9 protein-coding genes and 1 pseudogene are annotated in these 19,981 nt (G+C 34.9%); 2 read left to right on the top strand and 8 right to left on the bottom strand.

Annotation, left to right across the window (positions count from 1 at the left end; translation table 11 throughout):
• Positions 1-5: 5 nt before the first annotated feature.
• The 7 genes and pseudogenes from ACF91D_RS09480 to panB form a co-directional block, all read right to left on the bottom strand.
• Positions 6-10,865: an Ig-like domain-containing protein gene (locus tag ACF91D_RS09480; RefSeq protein WP_392436919.1), complete on the bottom strand. Its 10,860-nt coding sequence runs from the start codon at positions 10,863-10,865 to the stop codon at positions 6-8.
• 333 nt (positions 10,866-11,198) lie between these two features.
• Positions 11,199-11,528, bottom strand: a complete 330-nt coding sequence (locus tag ACF91D_RS09475; RefSeq protein WP_107527707.1) for a hypothetical protein — start codon at positions 11,526-11,528, stop codon at positions 11,199-11,201.
• Positions 11,529-11,783: 255 nt separating this feature from the next.
• Positions 11,784-13,304 carry an acetaldehyde dehydrogenase ExaC gene (exaC, locus tag ACF91D_RS09470; RefSeq protein WP_107527708.1) on the bottom strand — a complete coding sequence of 507 codons (1,521 nt, stop codon included), beginning with the start codon at positions 13,302-13,304 and terminating at the stop codon, positions 11,784-11,786.
• 124 nt (positions 13,305-13,428) lie between these two features.
• A complete protein-coding gene (locus tag ACF91D_RS09465) occupies positions 13,429-13,785 on the bottom strand; it encodes a hypothetical protein (protein WP_042740516.1) in 357 nt (118 codons plus the stop codon).
• A gap of 368 nt (positions 13,786-14,153) precedes the next feature.
• Positions 14,154-15,641 carry a malate dehydrogenase (quinone) gene (mqo, locus tag ACF91D_RS09460; protein ID WP_107526903.1) on the bottom strand — a complete coding sequence of 496 codons (1,488 nt, stop codon included), beginning with the start codon at positions 15,639-15,641 and terminating at the stop codon, positions 14,154-14,156.
• A 261-nt stretch (positions 15,642-15,902) separates the two neighbouring features.
• Positions 15,903-16,754 (bottom strand): pantoate--beta-alanine ligase, encoded by an 852-nt coding sequence (gene panC / locus ACF91D_RS09455; protein ID WP_107526904.1) that lies wholly within the window; start codon positions 16,752-16,754, stop codon positions 15,903-15,905.
• Positions 16,726-17,563, bottom strand: a pseudogene (gene panB / locus ACF91D_RS09450) (3-methyl-2-oxobutanoate hydroxymethyltransferase). Before panB ends, panC begins: the two are co-directional and overlap by 29 nt.
• An 80-nt stretch (positions 17,564-17,643) precedes the next feature.
• On the opposite strand from panB, the gene ACF91D_RS09445 reads away from it, so the two are divergent.
• Complete coding sequence (locus ACF91D_RS09445; RefSeq protein ID WP_107526905.1) at positions 17,644-18,501, top strand: oxidoreductase; 858 nt, start codon at positions 17,644-17,646, stop codon at positions 18,499-18,501.
• A 162-nt stretch (positions 18,502-18,663) separates the two neighbouring features.
• On the opposite strand, the gene ACF91D_RS09440 is transcribed toward ACF91D_RS09445, so the two are convergent.
• Positions 18,664-19,212 carry a helix-turn-helix domain-containing protein gene (locus ACF91D_RS09440; protein ID WP_042740521.1) on the bottom strand — a complete coding sequence of 183 codons (549 nt, stop codon included), beginning with the start codon at positions 19,210-19,212 and terminating at the stop codon, positions 18,664-18,666.
• A gap of 131 nt (positions 19,213-19,343) precedes the next feature.
• On the opposite strand from ACF91D_RS09440, the gene ACF91D_RS09435 reads away from it, so the two are divergent.
• Positions 19,344-19,919 carry a LysE family transporter gene (locus ACF91D_RS09435; protein ID WP_107526906.1) on the top strand — a complete coding sequence of 192 codons (576 nt, stop codon included), beginning with the start codon at positions 19,344-19,346 and terminating at the stop codon, positions 19,917-19,919.
• Positions 19,920-19,981 lie beyond the last annotated feature (62 nt).

Here is a 19,981-nt window from a genome sequence, read left to right as displayed (position 1 = left end):
TCTATTTAATTATCTTGCTTATTTTTGTCATTGCTTTTTCTGCGTCTAGTAAACAATAACGATGAACCAATAAGTGCCATCAGACTACCATAAGCTGTTGTATTCACAGCATCATTTTGTCCTGTTGATGGTAATTCACCTTGCTCGTGGTTGCTACCACTTGCTTCGTTCTCATGATCTGAATTCATTGATTTATCTGCATCGTGTTGTCCATTCAAACCTTGCTCAATACCACTTTGTACATGCTCTAATGCCTGACTATGACTCATATTACTTTGTTGGTCATTTACAGTTCCATTATTATGGATTACCTCTTGAGTGTGATTTGTTTGTTCAATGTCTACATTTACTTCATTGGATGTATTACCATTAGCATCAATAGCAATCACTTTAATAGATTTCATTTTACTCAAATCTACAGTCTCTGGAACTTTAATATCAAATCTACCTTTGCTATCTGCATTTCCACCTAAAACTTTACCATTCGGTAATTTAATTTTAATTGTTGCATTTGCTTCAGCAGTTCCTGAAATATTTTTGCTATCTTTATCTATTGGATTAACATTAGGATTTGTCGGTGCTGTATTATCAGTAACTTTAACAGTAATTTCTTCTGATGTATTACCAGACACATCCGTTGCTGTAATAATCAATGATTCTCCATCATTTAATTTAAAGTTATTAGGAATTTTCACCTTGTAATTTCCTTGTTTATCCACTTTTGTAGATATAACTTTACCATTTGGCAGTTTAACTTTAATCGTTGAACCCACCTCTGCTGTACCGACAACGAGTGGATTATCACTTGTTATTGGTTTCACAGTTGGTGATTTAGGTGCCGTGATATCCTCTACATGAATTGTTGTAGCTAACGATTCATTACTTGATGGATCCACAACCGATACCTCTAGCACTTCTCCACCTTTAAATGTACCTTTGCTCGGTAATTTAACATTGAAAGTACCTTGTTTATCTACTTGTGCAGTTAATAATTTACCATTCGGTAGTTTAACTTTTACAATAGCCCCTGGTTCTGCTGTACCAGTAATATGAGTACTTTCACTTGTTACTTTGTTTACTTTAGGTGTTTCTGGAATTGTTGTATCTTTAACAATGATTATAATTGGGGATGTTTCATTACCTTGAGCATCTACTGCGGTAATGCTTAACTTTTCTCCACCTTTAAATACTAATCCAGAAGGTAAATCAATAACAAAAGCACCTTTATTGTCAGCTTTTACAGATAATTTTTCACCTGTAGGTAATTGAGCATTCACAACCGCATCTGGTTCTGTGATACCTGTTAATTGTTTACTTTCAGTTGTAAACGAATCAATTTTTGGCATAACTGGTGGTGTTGTATCTTTTACCATTAAAATTAGAGGTAATGACATATTTCCTGCTTTGTCTGTTGATACAATTTTAATGTTTTCTCCGCCATTAAAGATTACTTTATTTGGTAAATCAATGACATATTTTCCATTATTGTCTACTTTACCTAATAATTGCGTTCCGTTCGGTAACTCTACTCTAATCGTACTTTGTGGTTCTCCTGTTCCAATGATTTGCAAGTCTTTGCTCGTTAAAGGTTTTGCAGTAGGAACAGTAGGTGGTGTTATATCTGCAACTATAATTTCTGATACATCAGAAACATTGCCCGATGGATCTGTTGCACTAAGTTGAATCTTTTCGCCACCATTTAGTTTAAAGTTTTTCGGTATACTAATAACGTAATTTCCAAAGTTGTCTGCGTTCTCCGTAAATTTATTACCATTTGATATTTTTACTGTTATGATTGCATTTGGCTCTGTTTTTCCAATTATTTCTTCACTTTCACTTGTTATTGGAAGTACTGATGGTGGCTTTGGTGCTGTAACATCTTTAACTATTATATATGTCTTATCAGAAACATTACCTGAGATATCTGTAGATGTTATTCTCATTTCTTCTCCACCATCTAAATTATAACCTTTAGGAATCGGTAGATTAAATTCACCTTTTTTATTTGCTTTGCCGACTATCAGATCTTTGTATGATACAGCAACTTTTATCGTTGCAAATGGTTCTGTTTTTCCACTAATAGATTTACTATCACTTGTCACTTCATAAATTACAGGAGGACTTGGTGGTGTATCATCATCAACTACAATCGTTGTTGGTTTTGACATATTACCTGCTTTATCTGTTGCTGTAACTTCTATTGTTTCTCCACCTTGGAAAACATACTCATCTAATACTTTCACACTATAGATTCCCTGTTTATCAGCTTCACCATAAATTAACTTTCCATTTGGTAATTTCACTATTATCTGTGTTTCAGGTTCTGACATACCAGATAATGAAAAACTTGAGCTTGCTATTGGATAAACTTGAGGTGCTTTAGGCGGTGTTATATCTCGTACGTCTATTATTTTTTCTTCTGATATATTTAATGATTCATCTATACCAAAAACTATTACTTTTTCATTACCTTGCAATTTATAATCAGATGGTAAATTAATGGTAAAGTTGCCTTGATCATTAATAATTGCTATTAAGTCTAAACCGTTTGGTAATTTCAACTTAACTGCCGTGTTTGGTTCTCCAGAACCTGTTATTTGAGTAGACTCACTTGTGATTTGGTTGACTTTAGGTGTAATTGGAGGAGTTATATCTTTATATTCAATTGTTGTTACTTCAGATTTATTTCCTACTGCATCTGTTGCAGTTACCTTCAATTTATCATTAGCTGTTAATTTAATTTGAGATAAATCTATTGTATATTCACCCTGATTATTCGCTACATCAGTTAATTCAGAACCATTAGGTAATACCACTTTAACTATTGATCCTGGTTCACTTATACCAGTGACACTCATATTTTCACTTGTGACTGGATTCACTGAAGGTGCTTCTGGTGCTGTTACATCCTTAACAGTTAACTTTAATATTTCAGATCTATTTCCAGTTATATCAGTAGATGTCACATTCAATTCCTCTCCACCATTAAATAATACATTAGTTAAATCAATCACATAGTTTCCTTGATCATCTGTTACATTTGATAATTCCGTTCCGTCTGGTAATACTAGTTTTATTGTTGATCCTGGCTCACTTGTTCCGCTTACTTGCGTACTTTCACTTGTAACCTCATCTATAGTTGGTATTGTAGGAGGAGTTGCATCTTTAACATTAATTGTTATAGCTTGTGATTTATTACCCGCATCATCAATTGATGATACTTTAATATTTTCTCCACCTTGGAATTTATTGATTCTTGGAATATCGATTGTATAATTACCATTTGAATCAACTTTCGCCATTAGATTCGTACCGTCTGGCAACTCTACTTTAACCGTTGTTTTAGGTTCTGCCCGTCCTACTATATTTGTACTTTCGCTATTAATTGGATTTACAATTGGTGTTAATGGTGGTGTTGTGTCTTTAACTTCAACAATTGCTTCATGAGATACATTTCCTGCTGTATCTATTGATTTAATTTTTAGGTTTTCTCCACCTTGTAATTTTTTCGATACTGTTAAATCAATTGTAAACTCTCCTCGGTCATTAGCTATAGTTACTAATTCAGTGCTATCCGGCATTATAACCTTTACTGACGTATTCGGTTCAGTTGTACCTGTAATTTGTAAGCTTTCACTTGTAACTGGATTTACTGACGGTGCTTTTGGTGGTGTTACATCAATAATTTCTACCACTGTTTCCAGTGATTCATTTCCAGTTGCATCTGTAGAGGTAACTCGTAATCTTTCTCCACCTTGGAATTTTTTGTTGCCTGGTAAAGCGATGACACTTACCCCTTGATTATCTGCTTGACCTATTAGTTCAGTATTATCTGGGAGTAAAATTTTAATTGTACTACCAGGTTCACCAACCACACTTATTTCTACATTTTCAGAAGTTAATGGCAGAACTGACGGTGCTTTTGGTGGCGTTGTATCTATAACATTGATTGTAGTTACTAACGATTTATTCCCTTCTTGATCAGTAGCCGTTACTTTCAAGATATCTCCACCCTGGAGTTTTTTATCACTTGGAATATCTATTACAAATTTCTCTATTGTATTTGCTACACCAGTTAGTTTCGTACCATCTGGTAATTCAACTTTAACGATAGACCCTGACTCACTCGCTCCTCTTATTTGATTTCCTTCACTAGTTACTATTTCTACAAGTGGTGCAAATGGTGGAGTTGTATCTTTGACTATAATATTTGTAATTTGTGATTCATTACCAGAAATGTCTGTTGATGTGACTTTGAGTTGTTCTCCACCTCGGAATTCTTTTCCATTTGGAATATCAATACTGTAATTTCCTCGGTCATCAGTGACACCTTTCAGTTTTGTACCATCTGGTAATTCTATATTAACTTCACTTTCCACTTCAGCTGTTCCAGTGATTTGAGAATGTTTACTTGTTACTTCATTTACTGTTGGTGCATTTGGTGGTGTAACATCTCTAACTTTTACAGGTATTTCTTTTGATTTGTTGCCTGATGTGTCTGTTGATGTGACTTTAAGTTGTTCTCCACCTCGGAATTTCTTGTTTGCTGGAAGATCGATGCCATAGTTTCCTTGGTCATCTGCCACTCCTGTTAATTCTGTGCCATCCGGTAATTCTACTTTAATTATTGAACCTGGTTCACTCTCTCCTGATATTTGTGTGTCTTCACTTGATACTATAAATACAAGTGGTGCAAATGGTAGTGTTGTATCTTTCACTTCAACTACTGCTTCATTAGACTTATTACCTGATGCATCTGTTGATGTTACTTTAAGCTGTTCTCCACCTCGGAATTTCTTGTTAGCTGGAATGTCAATGCCATAGTTTCCTTGATCATCTGCCACTCCTGTTAATTCTGTGCCATCCGGTAATTCTACTTTTACCGTACTTTCTGCTTCTGCTGTACCACTTACTTGTGGACTTTCACTTGTAACTTCACTCACCGTTGGTGCGACTGGTGGCGTCGTATCTTTTACACCTATTACTTTCTCATCAGATTTGTTACCTGATGGGTCTGTTGATGTTACTTTAAGCTGTTCTCCACCGTTGAATTTCTTATTACCTGGAAGATCGATTGTGTAATTACCTTGGTCATCCGCTACACCTGTTAACTCTGTTCCATCCGGTAATTCTACTTTTACCGTACTTCCTGGTTCGCCTGTGCCTGTTACTTGTGTGCTTTCACTTGTAACTTCACTCACCGTCGGTGCGACTGGTGGCGTCGTATCTTTTACATCTATTACTTTCTCATCAGATTTGTTGCCTGATGCATCTGTTGATGTTACTTTAAGCTGTTCTCCACCTCGGAATTTCTGGTTAGCTGGAATGTCGATGCCATAGTTTCCTTGATCATCTGCCACTCCTGTTAACTCTGTTCCATCTGGTAACTCTACTTTTACTGTTGTACCTGGTTCGCCGGTGCCTGTTATTTGTGTGCTTTCACTCGTTACTTCACTCACCGTTGGTGCGACTGGTGGCGTCGCATCTTTTACATCTATTACTTTCTCATCAGATTTGTTACCTGATGGGTCTGTTGATGTTACTTTAAGCTGTTCTCCACCGTTGAATTTCTTATTACCTGGAAGATCGATTGTGTAATTACCTTGGTCATCCGCTACTCCTGTTAACTCTGTTCCATCCGGTAATTCTACTTTTACCGTACTTCCTGGTTCCCCTGTGCCTGTCACTTGCGTGCTTTCACTTGTAACTTCACTCACCGTTGGTGCGACTGGTGGCATCGTATCTTTCACTTCAACTACTGCTTCATCAGACTTATTACCTGATGCATCTGTTGATGTAATCTTAATACTCTCTCCACCGTTAAATTTCTTATTAGAAGGGAGATCGATTGTGTAATTACCTTGGTCATCCGCCACTCCTGTTAATTCTGTGCCATCCGGTAATTCTACTTTTACCGTACTTCCTGCTTCTGCTGTTCCACTTACTTGTGGACTTTCACTAGTAACTTCACTCACCGTTGGTGCGACTGGTGGCGTCGTATCTTTTACTTCAACTACTGCTTCATTAGACTTATTACCTGATAGATCTGTCGATGTTACTTTAAGCTGTTCTCCACCTCTGAATTTCTTGTTTGCTGGAATGTCGATGCCATAGTTTCCTTGGTCATCCGCTACACCTGTTAACTCTGTGCCATCTGGTAATTCTACTTTAACCGTACTTCCCGGTTCGCCTGTGCCTGTTACTTGCGTACTTTCACTCGTTACTTCACTCACCGTTGGTGCGGCTGGTGGCGTCGTATCTTTCACTTCAACTATTGCTTCATCAGACTTATTACCTGATGCATCTGTTGATGTAATCTTAATACTCTCTCCACCGTTGAATTTCTTATTATCTGGAAGATCGATTGTGTAATTACCTTGATCATCTGCCACTCCTGTTAACTCTGTGCCATCTGGTAATTCTACTTTTACCGTACTTCCCGGTTCTCCTGTGCCTGTTACTTGTGTACTTTCACTTGTAACTTCACTCACCGTTGGTGCGACTGGTGGCGTCGTATCTTTTACATCTATTACTTTCTCATCAGATTTGTTGCCTGATGCATCTGTTGATGTCACCTTAATACTTTCTCCACCGTTAAATTTCTTATTAGATGGGAGATCGATTGTGTAATTACCTTGGTCATCCGCTACACCTGTTAACTCTGTGCCATCCGGTAATTCCACTTTTACCGTACTTCCTGCTTCTGCTGTTCCACTTACTTGTGGACTTTCACTCGTTACTTCACTTACCGTCGGTGCGACTGGTGGTGTTGTATCTTTTACATCTATGACTTTCTCATCAGATTTGTTACCTGACGCATCTGTTGATGTTACTTTAAGCTGTTCTCCACCTCGGAATTTCTGGTTAGCTGGAATATCGATAACATAATTGCCTTGGTCATCTGCCACTCCTGTTAATTCTGTTCCATCCGGTAATTCTACTTTTACCGTACTTCCTGGTTCCCCTATGCCTGTTACTTGTGTGCTTTCACTCGTTACTTCACTCACCGTTGGTGTCACTGGTGATGTTGTATCTTTTACATCTATTACTTTCTCATCAGATTTGTTGCCTGATGGATCTGTTGATGTCACCTTAATACTTTCTCCACCGTTAAATTTCTTATTAGAAGGGAGATCGATTGTGTAATTACCTTGGTCATCCGCTATACCTGTTAACTCTGTGCCATCCGGTAATTCCACTTTTACCGTACTTCCTGCTTCTGCTGTTCCACTTACTTGTGGACTTTCACTTGTAACTTCACTCACCGTTGGTGCGACTGGTGGTGTTGTATCTTTTACTTCAACAATTGCTGCAGTTGATTTATTTCCTGATGCATCTGTCGATGTTACTTTAAGCTGTTCTCCACCTCGGAATTTCTTGTTTGCTGGAATGTCGATGCCATAGTTTCCTTGATCATCTGCCACTCCTGTTAATTCTGTTCCATCTGGTAATTCCACTTTTACCGTACTTCCTGCTTCTGCTGTTCCACTTACTTGTGGACTTTCACTCGTAACTTCACTCACCGTTGGTACGACTGGTGGGGTGATATCTTTCACATCAACAATTGCTGCAGTTGATTTATTTCCTGATGCATCTGTCGATGTTACTTTAAGCTGTTCTCCACCTCGGAATTTCTGGTTAGCTGGAAGATCAATTATGAATTCACCTTGATAATTCGTTACATCTATTACTTCACTTCCATCTGGTAACTCTACTTTTACTGTTGAACCTGCTTCTGCCGTTCCAGTAATTTGCGAACTCTCACTATTGATTTCATTTACTATTGGCACCTCTGGCGGAGTCATATCCTGGACAATAATAGGTGTTGATAAAGCAAAATTACCCGGTTGACTTATTGCAGAAAGTTCTAGTCTTTCTCCACCAGTATATTTAATATGACTTGGTAATAAAATTTCGAAATCACCAGAATCAGCTGCTTTACCATAAAGAATACTTCCATCTGGTAATTTCACACTAATTAATGAACCTGATGCTGCTAAGCCAGTTATTACTTTTGATTTAGTCGTTACTGGCTGCACAATTGGGAAACCTATATATCCTTGCACAGTAACACTAGCTGGTTCTGATGAAATACCTTTCCCACTAATAGCAATAACTTCTATTTTATCTCCTACTTTTAATTTATAATCATCAGGTAAAAGAACTTCAAATCGACCATTTTCGTCACCTTTTGACAAAATTTCCATATCATTAGGTAAAACAACTCTAATTATTGCATTCGGTTCAGTTGTTCCAGTAACACTTGAGTCTCTATTACTCACCGGATTAACTATAGGTGCATCAATTGAAGCGCTATCAATAACAGTTACAGGATCTGAAGGCACACTTGTATTTCTACCTTTTTTAGCTGTAGCAATTAATACTGTTCCTACTTTTAGAGGTTGTTTTAATTTTATAAATGCACCACTTTGACCTTTTGCAATGTTTACACGTCCGATAAATTTCCCTTTATTATCCTTAACGGTTATTGTAGAACCTTCTATACCTGTTACTCCTATGTCTAAATCTGTTTCATTTACCTCTTCTATAACAGGTTTCAACATCTCTGTAATGTCTAAAGCATTAAAAGTGGATTTTTCAGGATTTTTATATTTAGATGAAATGATATTTGCAGTATATTGGCCCGGCTTTAAATTAGATACTTTGATACTGAAATCACCATTCGTCTCTAATTTTCCTTTACCTATTTCTTTATTTTGCGAATCCATGATTTTAACTTCTTGTTCTGTTGCACCATCCAAAACACGTACTGTCCCTTTAATTACATCCATGTCTGTGGACACATCTTGAACAACTGGTTTAGCAACAAGTGGTGAAGTTCTTAAATTCATAAACTCATTACCATCAGTATTACCATCATTATCAGTATCTGAATTAAAGGGATCGGTATGCGAGCTATGAATTTCAAAGTTATCTGTCAAACCATCCCTATCTATATCTTGAATATAATATGTAGAAGTTCCAAAGGTATTTTTTATCAATCCTCCGAATCTATCTGTTAAATAACCATAAAACGTAAATTCCTCTTTTATTTTCGAAGTATCAGCTATTAAGTTACCATTATCATCAAACTTTGCATCTCGAATTAATATATTATTCGGCGTTTGATTAAATTTAACAACTATTCTGATTCCAACAGTTTCTGGTAGGGAATTATTAAATTCGATTATAGAATTTAAGTCATACGAAGTAATTGATCCTTCACCGTTTGCATTAACTGGTAAAATCGCTACTCTTGTATCTTCATAATATGTTTTATCAAATCCAGATAAACCTTTAAAATCATATCTATGCAATTCTATTTGTCCAGCGAATGGGAGTAATTTTGGATCAATTTTATAGTGATACGTCCATTGTTTGTTAAGCCCTGAATCTAATAATGGACCTCCATAATTTAAAATACCATTTTTTAAAATCTGTTGATCCCCCACGAAAGCGCCATACTCTCCAATTGAAGCATCAAATTGTACAGAACCACAGCTAGCTTTAAATGCATTATTGGCCGCATCAGAGGTTGATTTTTTCAAATTTGTATATGATTCTTCTGCTTTAGTTAAAAAATATCCACTTGTTTCAGATGTTTTTATTTTTTTATTTTCTTGTGCATCTTTAACATAAATTAAATAATTTAATTTATCTGCGAATAAATCTGTTTGAGAATTTAATATATTTTCTACAGTATCATCTAATTCAATTACACCACCTTCTGCAGTATATTGACTAAGAATTTCCGCTCCACCAAACAATCCGTTGTTCGCTCTTATATAATTTACTTGCCAAATGTTTGTTTTTTTACCGATGGCATTTTCTAACCTTGTAAACTCAACTGGCATACTTTGATTAGCAGGAATTGCTGAAACTTTAGTGATATGATTTGCTATAACTTCATCTAATTGTAAATTTATTTTATACCGCTCTCCTGAATTAGCTCCAATCATATAACTATGAATTTTAAAAGGGATACGTTTTCCTTTCAATATATTATTATCTATTAATTTTTCTGGATCAAAAATTAATGTCTGGAAAGTATAATTGTCTGAGTAATCCAAAGTTTCTAATGATGCGTCTTCTGTCTTATCTCTGTTAGCAGTAGTTTGACGTTTTGTTCTTTTTAATGAACGTGTTGATGCTTCGTGTGTTGCAACAACTTTTTTAAGCTTTTTATTCTGTGTTTGCTTATCTGGTTGTGCTTGTCCGTTAACTTTGCGACTTTCTTTTGTATTTTCATTCTTTTGTTCTTCGGGCCTAATAATTTGTGGCTTATTAATAGAATTGTTTACATTTGAATTCTTAGGTGCTTGTAGCGATGACGTTTCGCTTTCTTCAGTCGATGCTTCAGCTTCAGTAATCTGTTGCTTTGTTTCTTCAGGTTTATGTTCTGTTAGCACAGATTCTTCTTTATTATTAATTGGTTCAGTTTGTGTCTCTATGCTTTCTTCTTTGTTCTGTTGTTCTTCGTTACTCTCATGTTCGTTAGTAACGTCTTTATTTATGTGCTCATGTTGACTTGCAGTAGATTGACTTGTTGTTTCATTTGTACTCTGTTGCGCTTCATCAATATGCTTTGTTTCATGTGCGGTTTGCTCTTGTGTTGATTGTTGTACGGATTGCTCTTGTGATTTGTCTACCGTTGTGCTCTCTTGTTGTTCATGTGGTTCGGAATTTTCGTTTGAATTAGCAACTGTGTTGTTTTTTTCTTGGCTTGCTAATTCATCGGCGTATGCCTCATTACCTAATCCAAACACTAATGTAGCACCTATGAGTAAAGATGCTGTACCAACTGTAAGCTTTCTAATCGAGTATTTGTTCCTTTGACTCGAAATGTTATTACAATTTTTGTTCATTAGATTCCTCCACGTTATTATATTGTAAACAATTCTAATACGTATAATATCACAATACTATAAATAATTTAAGTATTTATTTTAGATTATTAACGAATTTTTATAAAATTAATCGAACCTGATTTATAAATCCACATTCAAACCGTACGTATTGCATACTTTAAATTACATTTAAAATTGGAAAACACCTTTTTATTTCTATATTTAAACACAACAAAAAAAGAGGTTTATCAGTGTTTCAACCTCACTAATAAACCTCTTTTAAATTCAATACATTCATCATTTTTACAATTAATTCACAGAGTTAATCTTTGTGTTAATTTTAAATCTTAATTATGCCGTTCTTAAATATTTGTCATAATCAAAACTATTAATATCATTTGTAACAATTACTTTAGTGGCTATAATCATTTCTAATACTCGGCTAACAATACACACTGCATCTAAGTGTAATGATTTAATATCATTTATTTCTAATACAATAAAGCGAATCACATTAACGTCAGCACCTACGCTTTTTATTAAATCTTCAATGTATAACGTTAATTGATTTATATAGTCTTGATTTGAAATTGCAATGACTCTAGAATTAATAGGTTCTTTTCTGTCATTTCTTAGATACAAAAGTGTATTACCCATACTATATCTAACAATTAAATACATCAAATCACACCACTTTATTTATCATTTATTAATAGTATATACATTTCAGGAAATTCCAAAACATTTTTTCTTAATTTTGCGCAATTTATTATGTAGTGATTGATTTTCTCATAAAAAAGAAAAGAGATTCCTATCACTAATCCTTTACCACATATCTTATCCGTCCAAAATGGCATTCATGGATGAGCTCAATAGCAATCTCCTAATTAAAGCAGTTTATTTAATTGTTTGTGCGCTTTCTAACTAAAACACAATTTAAAAGAGACCTGTTGGTTTAGTATCATAACTCACTAATAAATTTTTAGTTTGTTGATAGTGTTCTAGCATCATCAAGTGATTTTCTCTACCAATCCCGCTCATTTTATAACCACCAAACGCTGCATGTGCGGGATATGTATGGTAGTTATTCACCCATACTCGACCTGCTTGAATACCACGCCCAATTCGATAAGCAGTATTTTGATTTCTAGTCCATAGTCCTGCACCAAGTCCGTATTCTGTATCATTCGCCATCTCCAAGGCTTCAGCTTCATCTTTAAATGTCGCAACAGATAGTACTGGACCAAATATCTCTTCTTGGAAAATTCTCATATCTTGCGTTCCTTTAAAAATTGTAGGTTCTATATAAAATCCATTCTCTAAGTCGTCTCCTTCGGTACGGATACCCCCACCAACTAATACTTCTGCTCCTTCAGATTTTCCAATATCTAAGTATTTTTTAATCTTTTCTTGTTGTTCATTAGAAGTTTGTGCTCCCACCATAGTTGTGTCATCTAAAGGATTGCCAAGTTTAATCTTGTTCACTTTATCTATGCACAACTCAATAAAGTCATCATAAATATCTTCGTGAATTAACGCTCTGGATGGACATGTACAGACTTCACCTTGATTCAAGGCAAACATAACTAATCCCTCAACTGCTTTATCTAGATATTCATCATTTTCATCCATAATGTCTTTAAAGAATATGTTCGGTGATTTACCACCTAATTCTAACGTCACTGGAATAATATTATCGCTCGCATTTTTCATAATTATTTTTCCAGTTGTAGTCTCTCCCGTAAAAGCCACTTTATTAATTTCTGTATGTGTAGCTAAAGCTTCACCTGTTTCAGCCCCAAAGCCATTAACTACATTTAAAATTCCTGCTGGTAATAGATCTTCAATTAATTCGATAAAGTGCAAAATAGAAACTGGTGTTTGTTCTGCCGGTTTTAACACGACAGCATTTCCAGTTACTAATGCAGGCGCAATCTTCCATGTCGCCATTAACAATGGGAAATTCCATGGAATAATCTGACCAACAACACCTAATGGTTCTTTGTAATGATATGCAACGGTGTCATTATCAATTTGTGAAATACCACCTTCTTCGGCACGAATAACTCCTGCAAAATATCTAAAATGATCAACAACTAACGGTAAATCTGCAGCTAATGTTTCTCTAACTGGTTTCCCGTTATCAAATGTTTCGATTACAGCTAAATATTCTAAATTCTCCTCAACCCTATCTGCAATTTTCAACAATAGTTGTGAACGTTCTGCAGGTGATTGCTTTGCCCATTCAATCTGTGCTTCTTTCGCTGCTGCAACTGCCAAATCTACATCTGCTTTTGTTGATCTTGGAATCTGTGCATAAACTTCACCTGTAATAGGCGAAATGTTATCAAAATATTGACCTTCTTCTGGTTCTTTCCAAGTACCTCCAATGTAATTTGCATATGTTGATTTCACTTTGTATTTCGCATCTTGCTCAGTTGGATTTGTATATAGCATATTAAAACCTCCTCTATTCGCTTGTATACCCTATAGGACAATGTTGTAAGCGTTTTCTTTAGAAGGAATTTTTTTCCATTTTCACTTGAATTATATGTGAAAATGGATGACCTAAATTATGTAGCTATCTAACTGTCATTGATGTGATGGCACTAACAATTAAGACAATGCCTGTTAAGTAAAACATAAACAATAATAAGATAATCGGTGATATAAATGTAAGTATCAAGCCACCCATAATAAATATAAAAGCAAAGAACAATTGCCAGATGCCTGATATGATGCCAGTTGCTGTATACTTGAAGATTCCAAAGATAAGTGCTGGTAAAAATAATAATAAAATCGTCGCAATACTTAGTAATAATTCGTATGGTTGTTCAAAGCTAATTGCATGTTCACCTATCGAATACTTTGCACAAACTAATAATGTAAAAATAATCAAAACTGCTGATAAAATAATAAATCCTATACGCGCTTTCAAAATATACACCTCAATAGTTTATCTTTTTAATATATTTTTACTCTAATATAATTCTTTGTCAACAAATTATGTATAATTATTTATATTTTAATATTTTTACAACTATAATAAGAATAGATAATAGCCTACTATATTTTAATGTAAAATAATGTGTCATAGTTGCTGATATTACAATGCGAATCGCAGACGCATTTCGAGACGTATTCTTATACTAGTAAATCGTACTAATAATACGCAGTGTTTAATTATAAAAGCCCCCTTCAAAATAAACGTTTGAAGGGAGCTTATTATAAAACTCATTTACGAGTTATATTTCTCAGATTTATATCCGAAGTGCTTTTTAACAGTATACAACATAAAGCACTTTATTATTTATTGATTAAATCAAGCTCATTACCAGTAGCCTGTCTAATTTCTTTCAATAAAACATAATCTTCGATTAATGATTGTCCATAAGATGGAATCATTTCTTTAATCTTGCCATCCCATTCTTTGATATATTCAGGGAAGTTTTTCTCTAATACTTCTAATGCTACAGAAACAGAAGTAGATGCCCCTGGTGATTCACCCAATAATGCGATAACTGAATGATCTTTAGAGTTAACTACCTCAGTACCAAATTGAATGTAGCCTCGACCATGTTCTTTCGTATCTTTGATAACTTGAACACGTTTACCTGCGATATGAATATCCCAGTCTTCGTCTTTGGCATTAGGCACAAATCTACGTAGCTCTTTCATACGGTCTTCCTTTTTAGCCAATACTTCTTGGATAGAGTATTTCACTAATGGGAAGTTTTTGAATGCTGATGCTAACATTGTACCCACATTACTTGTATTTAACGATTTGAATAAATCTAAGTTAGAACCGTTCTTCAAGAATTTAGGACCAATTGCAGCAAATGGACCAAATAGTAACGTATTCTCATCTTGGATATATCTTCTATCTAAGTGTGGTACTGTCATTGGAGGTGTGCCAGGTGGTTCTTTACCATATACTTTGGCTTCGTGTTCTGCAACAACCTTTGGATTGTTACAAACTAAGAATGCACCACTAATTGGGAAACCACCTAAGTGTTTGCTTTCAGGGATACCTGTTTTTTGTAACAATGGTATCGCATGTCCACCAGCACCAATAAATACATAATCAGTGATATATGTTTCTACTTTTTTAGTGTTTAGGTCTTTAACTTTAACTTCCCATTTGCCATCTTTACGACGGTTGAAATCTTGAACTTCATGTTTATAGAAGATTTCAGCATTATCATGTTCGTTTAAGTTTTTAGCCATTTTTCTAGTAAGTTCACCAAAGTTTACGTCAGTACCTTCATCTATCTTACTAGCAGCAACTTTCTCTTCTGGGTTACGTCCATCCATCATTAACGGAATCCATTCTTTCAGCTTTTCATGGTCTTCCGTATATTCGATACCTTTAAACATAGATAATGGAGAAAGTGCTTCGAAACGTCTTTTCAAGAAATTAATATTACGTTCGCCTTGTACGAAACTAATGTGCGGTAAAGGACGAATAAATTCTTGAGGGTTTTGAATTTGGTTAGTCTTAACTAGGTAAGACCAAAATTGTTTAGAAATCTCAAATTGTTCATTGATTTCCTTTGCCTTTTCAATATCGATAGAACCATCTTTTTGTTCAACTGTATAGTTCAACTCACATAATGCGGCATGTCCAGTACCAGCATTATTTCGTTCGTTTGAACTTTCAATTGCAGGTTTCTCAAGTCTTTCAAAAAGTTTAATATTCCAATCTGGTGCAAGATCTTTTAAAAATGAGCCGAATGTTGTACTTAAAACACCCGCGCCAATTAAAATGACGTCTTTAGAGTTTGAATCACTCATTTTTTTACCACCTTTCATAATTCACTTCTTTGAATAGCCCACAAAAATAGCACTTACTATTTCATGGTATGATACAATACAAACATTTTTCCAATGTTATTAGGTATATACCCAAATTAATGTAATCTGATCATTTTACTTGTTTTCTCGATAAATCTCTCTCACGTTTAATGATAAATCAACGTTAAGAAAATGTAAAATGTGTGTGTTACATTTCTTCTAACAATTTATATTAAATGCTATACAATAATTATTGGTTAATTAGTCATCGGTTACAATAATATTATCTATAAGTCGTGCTTTACTAAACTTAACCGCTAACGAGATAAATATATCACCTGTTATGGTTTGCTGTTCAACAAGTTCCGGATAACTATAGATGGCAAATGTTTCTATTTCTCCATCAGTATGTTCATTCAAATAAGTACATGCCGCTTCTATTAATTTAGTACTATCCTTCTCACCTGCAATATAACGCTCATGTGCAAGCTTTAAACTTTGATATAAATGAGGTGCTTGTTTACGTTCCTCCTCTGTTAAATAGATGTTGCGCGAACTACGTGCAAGTCCATCTGCTTCACGAACGATTTCCACACCTACAATTTTAATAGGATGGTTAAAGTCTTTAACCATTTGTTCAATAATTGCTAATTGTTGTGCATCTTTTTTTCCAAAATATGCATAAGTCGGACGAACAATATTAAATAATTTATTAACCACTGTGACGACACCATCAAAATGGCCAGGTCTTTGTGCACCTTCTAACACTGATGCTAATCTACCTGCTCTAACTTGAATCGTCGGTTCTGAAGGATACATCTCTGCTACACTTGGATAAAAGATATAATCTACGCCAATACTTTCAGCTTTAGCACTGTCTTGTTCAATATTTCTCGGGTATGCATCAAAGTCCTCATCCGGCCCAAACTGTAAAGGATTTACAAAGATACTAATCACAGTAATATCATTTTCAGCGATAGATTGTTGCATCATAGTCAAATGACCTTCATGTAACGCGCCCATCGTAGGTACAAAACCAATATTTAACCCACGTTGTTGCCATGTTTGTGTAAGTTGTTGCATTTCAGCAATCGTAGTAATTAACTTCGTCATTATGATTCCTCACTCAAAATTTGCTTTTTATACGTATGTTCTGCATCAGGAAATTGTCCCGCTTTAACTTCTCTATTATATTGATTTAATGCATCTACACCGCTTGAAAAATCACCATAGCGTTTCACAAATTTCGCTTTATGCTCTACACCATAATTTAAGATATCATGATATACCAATACCTGCCCATCTGTACCATTGCCTGCTCCAATGCCAATGACAGGGATGTCTACTTTCTCAGCAATAACTTTTGCTAAATCACTCGGCACTGCTTCTAATACAATCATCACTGCACCAGCATGTTGCACTTCTAATGAATCATTAATGAGTTGTTGTGCTGCTTCCTTGGTATTTGCTTGCATCTTATATCCCATAATACCGACACTCTGCGGCGTAAGTCCCAAATGAGAAACAACTGGAATTCCAATATTGCTACAATTTTTAATAAATGTTGTTAAGTGGGCACCTTCTGCTTTGATCGCATTGGCATCCGTTTCACGATATAACTTAATTGCTGATTGAATATCCTGCGCTTCACTCACACCTACAGCTCCGAATGGCACGTCAACAATGACAAAGGTATCAGGCGCACCACGTCGCACTGCTTTCGTATGATGGATCATGTCTGCCACAGTTACTTGTACAGTACTCTCATATCCTAAGACCGTCATGCCCAGTGAATCTCCTACGAGAATCGTATCAATCTGTGCTGCTTCGGCTTGCTTAGCACTTGGATAATCATATGCAGTTACCATTGAAATTTTGTCATTATCTTGTTTCATTGCCAGTAGTTGATTTAATGTTTTCAATTACTATATCCCCCGTATTTTTGTTATATTTGTATTAATAATCACATATTAACGAAATTTTTTAGAAAAGGAAACACGAAATGACTAAGATTGCTATTATTGGACCTGGCGCAGTCGGTGGTACGATTGCACATGATTTATTACCAACATTTACGCATCTCACTTTAGTGGGTAGACAGTCACAAACCATCACTTACACAGAAAGCACTGCACCAAACACTGAGACAATACTAAACGTGACCGCGATTGATGAGTTTGATGACCTTGTCGACATTTTATTTATTGCAGTTAAAATTCCACAACTAGATGCAATAATACAAAAATTACCAAACTTCATTCATGAAGACACCATTATTATTCTAGCGCAAAATGGCACAGGTCAATTACCACGCATCCCACACAAACACGTGTTTCAAGCAGTGGTTTATATTAGTGGGCAAAAGCGCCAACAACATATTACTCATTTTAGAGATCATCAATTGATATTACAGCATTCACCATCAACACAACAACTTCAGCATTTATTTTCAAATACGCAATTAGATATCACTTTAGTTGAAGATATTGATCAATCTATTTGGTATAAATTATTGGTTAACTTAGCGATTAATACAGTAACAGCATTAAGTCGCCAAACTGCTCAAGTGCTAAAGGTTGAAGGCATACAAACTTTATGTGAACGATTGTTACAAGAAGGCGTGAAGATAGCTCAAGCGGAAGGTGTTATATTCCACCAAGATGTTATTAGTGAAATTATGACTATCTATCAAGGTTATCCTGATCAAATGGGAACTAGTATGTATTATGATATTATCGAAGGAAAGCCATTGGAAATTGCAGGTATTCAAGGCTTTCTCTATCAAGTTGCTCATAAGCATCAACTAGCTACCCCGACACTTGATACCGTCTATCCATTATTATTAGCACAACAACAATAAGTGCCACAATTATGCGCGCACTGTGAGGTAAGACAACCCTCAGCCATACCTTTGTTTAATAAATTTTAAAAAGCACTGTATTTCCATTATTCTCTTCAGACGTTTTACTCAAAGTCTAACGTACAGAAGCGAACATCTATAGGAAACAACAGTGCTTTACTATTATTTATAATCAATAACCATAGAAATCAATGTCCTATGATTTCCTTTATTTATATACGTATGTGGTATATCCGATTTAAATCTTAATGCATCCCCCTCAGTTAAAGTAAGCACTTCATTCTCAAGGTGCATCTCTAATTCCCCTTCAATAATAATGATTGATTCTTCAGACCCTGATAAATGTGGTTCAGATTCAAGCTTTGCTTGAGGATCTAATTCAACATGAAAGAATTCAAACGACTTACTTTTTTCAAATGGAAAGTAAGGAAACACTTTATATTTCCCCTCTTCTTCTGTTACTGGAATGATATCATCCTTCTTGATAAATTTATAATCCGCTTCACTTTCATTCATTAAACTACTAAATGATAATTTCAAACCGTTACTAATTTTCCATACTGTATTGATAGAAGGTATGGTATTTCCCTTTTCAATTTCATTTAAAGATGATGAACTAACGCCTGTCAGTTTTGAAAGTTGTTCCAAACTAATCTTATTTTTCTTTCTATATAAATAAATATTTTTAGCTACAATTTTATGGAACTCCATAGTTAAGTCTCCTTCTTTATATTGACTTTCCAGTTTAAAGGATATAAAATCCAGTTAACAGGATTATCCTTTATTGTGGATTTATTAGCTTATATATCCATCATACAGGAAATGACAAGGAGAATACAATTATGCTTATTTCTTTTATTTTATATACAGTATTTATGAGTTATACACCAGGACCAAATAATTTACTTGCTTTAGATGGATCACTCCGTTTCGGTTTCAAAGGAACGAAACGTTTTTTATTCGGTATCGGCTTAGGATTTTTATCATTGTCTATTATATGTTTAGTGTTTAGTAGCTATCTAACGCTTTATTTTAAAAATTTCGTCCCCCTGATCAAAATTTTAGGTTTTATCTACTTACTTTATTTAGCTTTTTCTGTATTTAAAAGTCATGAAAAGGGAAAAGAAAACCGTAGTTGTTATAGATTGCGTGATGGACTTTACCTACAATACATGAATCCTAAGACAATTGTTTATGTACTTACTGCAATTGTTAGTTATGCCACGGTACAAAGCTCTAGCTATTTTATGATGATTAGCTATACACTCATTATTGCCTTAATTGGTGTTTCTGGCGCCATTGCTTGGTCGTTGATGGGGCTTTGCTTCAAACAATTACTAACTAAGTACAACACACAATATAAGCTTATTATGTCAGCTAGTTTAGTTATCTTAGCTTGTATGATGCTGTTTGAATAAGAAATCGAGGTTAGATGTCTCACTATTAAATAAATTATGCCTGCAACTTTCACTTTATTAAG

This window comes from Staphylococcus sp. 231237_7MaSpsaltlick (assembly GCF_043107035.1).
Note: the sequence above shows the minus strand (reverse complement) of the source record. Positions and strands in the feature narration are given on the sequence as shown.

What these genes read in the sequence shown, in the direction of transcription:
- ACF91D_RS09440 (WP_042740521.1), bottom strand. Translation starts at nt 19,212, where the DNA reads ATGGAGTTCCATAAAATTGTAGCTAAAAATATTTATTTATATAGAAAG.
- exaC (WP_107527708.1), bottom strand. Translation starts at nt 13,304, where the DNA reads ATGCTATATACAAATCCAACTGAGCAAGATGCGAAATACAAAGTGAAA.
- ACF91D_RS09435 (WP_107526906.1), top strand. Translation starts at nt 19,344, where the DNA reads ATGCTTATTTCTTTTATTTTATATACAGTATTTATGAGTTATACACCA.
- ACF91D_RS09475 (WP_107527707.1), bottom strand. Translation starts at nt 11,528, where the DNA reads ATGTATTTAATTGTTAGATATAGTATGGGTAATACACTTTTGTATCTA.
- mqo (WP_107526903.1), bottom strand. Translation starts at nt 15,641, where the DNA reads ATGAGTGATTCAAACTCTAAAGACGTCATTTTAATTGGCGCGGGTGTT.
- ACF91D_RS09445 (WP_107526905.1), top strand. Translation starts at nt 17,644, where the DNA reads ATGACTAAGATTGCTATTATTGGACCTGGCGCAGTCGGTGGTACGATT.
- panC (WP_107526904.1), bottom strand. Translation starts at nt 16,754, where the DNA reads ATGACGAAGTTAATTACTACGATTGCTGAAATGCAACAACTTACACAA.
- ACF91D_RS09480 (WP_392436919.1), bottom strand. Translation starts at nt 10,865, where the DNA reads ATGAACAAAAATTGTAATAACATTTCGAGTCAAAGGAACAAATACTCG.